The sequence below is a fragment of the Nocardioides sp. CPCC 206348 genome, assembly GCF_048654705.1.
GTDB lineage: Bacteria > Actinomycetota > Actinomycetes > Propionibacteriales > Nocardioidaceae > Nocardioides.
Genome location: NZ_JBMCZA010000176.1, coordinates 2,766 through 6,625, shown reverse-complemented (window position 1 = coordinate 6,625; position 3,860 = coordinate 2,766). Strand labels below are relative to the sequence as shown.

The window sequence follows — 3,860 nt, the reverse complement described above, 5'->3', positions numbered from 1 at the left end:
AGCACCACGGGATAGGCGAGGAACATCACCGCCGTACCGAGCCCGACGGCGAGCGCCCGGAACCGAGCGACGTCGCGGTGCTGGCGCAGGTCCGCCATGCTCCGTACCTGCACCACCGCGTCCAGCGCGATCAGGGCGAACGCCTCGGACCGGTTGCGGGTCCACCGCAACGGACCCGGGGCGCCGGCCCGCGTCGAGGTCGAGTCCAGCTCCTCGATCCGGGGCGGCACGTCGGACCCGGCGCCCTCCATGGTCGGACGCCACGCGAGGCTGGCGAACCCTCCGAACCGGCGCAGCAACCGCATGTTGCAGTGCGTCGAGGTGACGTCGGGGTCACCGGCAGACCCGGAAGCCGCTCCGGTGCCGCGGTCCAGGCGCAACGCCTCGTCGGCTGCGGACAGCCGGCCGAACGCCGTGGAGGCCGAGCTGAACCGGTGGGCGACCCGCAGCGCGAGCAGGGGCGGTACGGCGTCGCCGCTCTTCATCCGCTCGTTCAGGTCCTTCTCGAACGCCGCCACCGCCCGTCGTACCTGATCCCTTGCGGGCGTCTCGTCCTGCTCCCAGGCGACGACGTAACGACCGCGCGCCAACGCCAGGCCATGGTCGTAGGCTCGCACCGGATCCGCGAAGTCGTCGTCGGGGACCCGGGTCACCCGGGTCCAGGCGCGCGGCGTCGTACGGCGCAGGGCCTCGAGGGTTTCGACGTCGCTGTCGGCGACGAGCAGGATCGCATCGGTGCGAGCCCACGGGTAGTCGATGATGCTGAAGTTCTCCCGCAGCGCATCCAGCGCGCGATCGCCGCCGGTGAGCCGCATGATCACGGTGTAGACGGGCAGTCCCTGGTCCGCGGAGATCGGGTCGTTGACGATGTCGAACGGCAGGGATGCGACCACGCGCAGCTCCGGTCGCTGCGGGCCACGGAGGTCGTTCACCAGCGCCGGGTACCCGGCGCTGGTGGAGACCAGGGCACCGGTCACGAAGACGACGACCGCGCCGAGCAGCAGCGAACCCGCCAGCCCGATCGGCAACACGGACGCAGCAGCGCTCGTCAGCGCGGCGCTCGTCAGCGCGAGCAGATGGTGCCGTGGCCGGACGATCGGCAGCACCGTCGGCCGCCTGACCCCGGCCCGTTGGCGCCGTACCCGCATCGCAACGGCATCGAGGTCTTGCTGCGCGCAGCGGACGAACTCGATCGTGCGGCCGGGAAAGTGCTCCTGCACCTCGACCACGAGTTCCTCGGCCGGGCGGACGCAGGCGGCGATGACGACGGCCTCGTCGGTGAGGTCGCACGCGACCCAGCCGAGCTCGACCATCTCCTCGACATCGAGCTCGTCGAGGAGCTCGTCGGCGGGCGGTTGCTGCACCAGGTCGCGGTCCTCGGCCTCCCACTGCCTGACCAGGGCCGCGTAGAAGTCAGCGTTCGAGCTTTGCCCGTCGTCGATTCCTGCCACGCCGATCCCCCCACCGCAAAGAGCCTGTCCAGGGCCCTCCCCCCTCGAGGGTAGGTGGTCCGCAACTGCCCGTCGGCGGTACGAGAAACCTTTACCTCAGGGGTACTGGAGGTCGACCGTCGCTTCGCTGATCTCCCACAGCTTCTTCGCCGCGCCCTCGTCCCGCGCCAGCTTGCTGCGCCCGACGATCCGGGGCGTCCCGACCATCTGGTTCAGCCCGCTCGGACCGACGAAGGTGTTGCCCGGCAGGTCGTCGGTGGCCGCCATCAGGGACGGCCAGGCACCCGCGGCAGCCGACTGCGAGATCACCTTGACGGTGGCGTCGAGGATCGACGCTATGCCACCTCCGGAACGGCCGTACTGGCCGTTGGCAGCGAGGTGGGTCCCGGCGAAACCGGGATGGGCTGCGACCGCCCGGACCGGCAGGTCTGCCGCGCGCAGGCGTCGGTCGAGCTCGGCGGTGAACAGGAGGTTGGCCAGCTTGGACTGCCCGTAGACCCGCCACTTGCTGTAACGCCCGGTCTGCTCCCGCGGATCCCCGAGCGGCGCCTTGCCGGCCCAGTGGTGGAACATCGACGCCACCGAGACCACGCGCCCGTCCGCACTCTGCACGAGCTGGGGCAGCAGCAACCCGGTCAGAAGGAACGGCCCGAAGTGGTTGGTCGCCATCTGGAGCTCGAGGCCGTCCGCCGTCCGGGAGTACGACGTCCCCATCACCCCGGCGTTGTTGATCAGTACGTCGACCGGGCCGAGCTGTTGCGCCGCGGCCGCCGCGGCGCGCACCGAAGCGAGGCTGGCCAGGTCCAGGTGCAGCGCCTCGAGCTTCGCCTCCGGCACCTCCGACCGGATCGCCGCCACCGTCTCCTCGACCCGGGCCGGGTTCCGTCCGGCGAGCACCACCCGCGCACCGCGCCGGGACAGCTCGAGGGCCGTGTAGTGGCCCAGGCCCCCCTGCGTCGGGCCGGTCACCACGATCGTCCGGCCGGTCTGGTCGGGCAGGTCGGCGACGTTCCAGTTCATGACGGTCCTCAAGGTGTGGTCGCGAGCCGCTCGACGACACGTCGACCGAGCTCCTGGTCTCCTGTGACAACGACGGACCCAGGCTCCGCGGCACGGCGTCCGCCCGCGAGCACGATGAAGCTCTCCCGATCGGTGTCGATCCGCACCGTCGGGGCGTCCGGTACGACGTCCAGCCGGCGACCCCGGCCGTCGTCACCGATCTCCACCGCAACGGTGGGACTGCCCGCGACGGCCAGCACGGCCGTCGTACCCGCGGGCGGCTTCACGCGCTTGCCGACCACGAACCCGAAGGCCTCGGACAGGTAGTCGGCCGTGTGCTGCGCGCCGGCGCTGTCCATCCCGCCCGGGCGGCCGACCGCGCGGCGGATGTCCTGCTCGTGCATCCAGATGTCGAGGGGGCGATTGCGCAGCAGGGTGCGCTGGTTCCAGCCGATCAGCCCGAAGATGCCGTCGGCGGGCGCCGCCCCGTCGCTCGGCAGGTCCGCGACGAGGCGGTCGTGGCGGGCGCTCGTGGTGGAGCGGAGCTCCTCGATGATCGACGCCGGCTCACGGTCGCGGCGAGTGACCACACCGATCTCGGTGAACTGGCTCATCGGGCCGGTGATGTGGGGTGCGTCCGCGATCTCCGCGGTCTCGTCCGGCCCACCCGCCAGGATCGATTCGAGGTGCGCGGTGTGGGAGGCGACGGCCTTCACGTCCCACCCGGCCAGGTCCGTGGGCGTCGCCCAGGCGTCGGGGCCGAGCTCCTCGAGCAACGCCACGAGGTCTCCGACCGAGGTCCACCAGGTGTCGACGTACCCGGCCAGCAGCTCCTGATCGCTCATGGCGCCGATGCTAGGGGGTCAGTACGACGCCGCGACCTCGACGTGGTCGTAGGAGCCCGTGAACCTGGAGTAGTTGGTGCAGCTCAGTTCCTCGGTGTTGCCGTGGGAGATGTCACCGCTCGACGTGCAGTTGACCTCACCGACCTCCGTGTCGTCGCCGTCGAGGAACGTGAAGTTGAGGTAGACCGACTCCCCCGACTCGTCGGCGCGGTCATTGGTGCCCTTGAGCCCGCTGATCGTCTCGCCGGTGTACTCGTCCTTCGGCGACGCGACGGACCACCCGTCGGCGTACTCGACGCCGTCGATCTCGAACTCCTCGCCGACCTCGAGCGTGATCGGGTTGTTGCTGCCCCCGACCCGGTCGGGATCGAACTCGTCCAGCGCGTCATCGACGGTGTTCGCGCCCCAGATGAGCAGCCCCACGGCGCCACCGCAGACCACCAGGACGAGCAGCACGATCACACCGACGACGATCGCGATGACCTTGCCGCTGCCACCCGAGGGCTTCTGCCCGTACGGCGACGGGGCGCCGTAGCCGCCCGGAGGCGGGGCGTAGCCGCCGGGA

Annotated in this window: 4 protein-coding genes; all 4 read right to left on the bottom strand. The window is 71.0% G+C overall.

The features are described 5' to 3' along the window. The coding region (locus ACOADB_RS13945; protein WP_378599617.1) for a hypothetical protein at positions 1 to 1,451 on the bottom strand (1,451 nt) is incomplete at its 3' end. A gap of 96 nt (positions 1,452 to 1,547) precedes the next feature. Then, a complete protein-coding gene (locus tag ACOADB_RS13940; RefSeq protein ID WP_378599614.1) occupies positions 1,548 to 2,471 on the bottom strand; it encodes an oxidoreductase in 924 nt (307 codons plus the stop codon). Between the two features lie 8 nt (positions 2,472 to 2,479). Next, complete coding sequence (locus ACOADB_RS13935; RefSeq protein ID WP_378599612.1) at positions 2,480 to 3,295, bottom strand: maleylpyruvate isomerase family mycothiol-dependent enzyme; 816 nt, start codon at positions 3,293 to 3,295, stop codon at positions 2,480 to 2,482. A gap of 18 nt (positions 3,296 to 3,313) precedes the next feature. Further along, positions 3,314 to 3,860 (bottom strand): hypothetical protein (locus tag ACOADB_RS13930; protein WP_378599610.1); only part of this gene is annotated, 547 nt, incomplete at its 5' end.

What these genes read in the sequence shown, in the direction of transcription:
- ACOADB_RS13935 (WP_378599612.1), bottom strand. Translation starts at nt 3,295, where the DNA reads ATGAGCGATCAGGAGCTGCTGGCCGGGTACGTCGACACCTGGTGGACC.
- ACOADB_RS13940 (WP_378599614.1), bottom strand. Translation starts at nt 2,471, where the DNA reads ATGAACTGGAACGTCGCCGACCTGCCCGACCAGACCGGCCGGACGATC.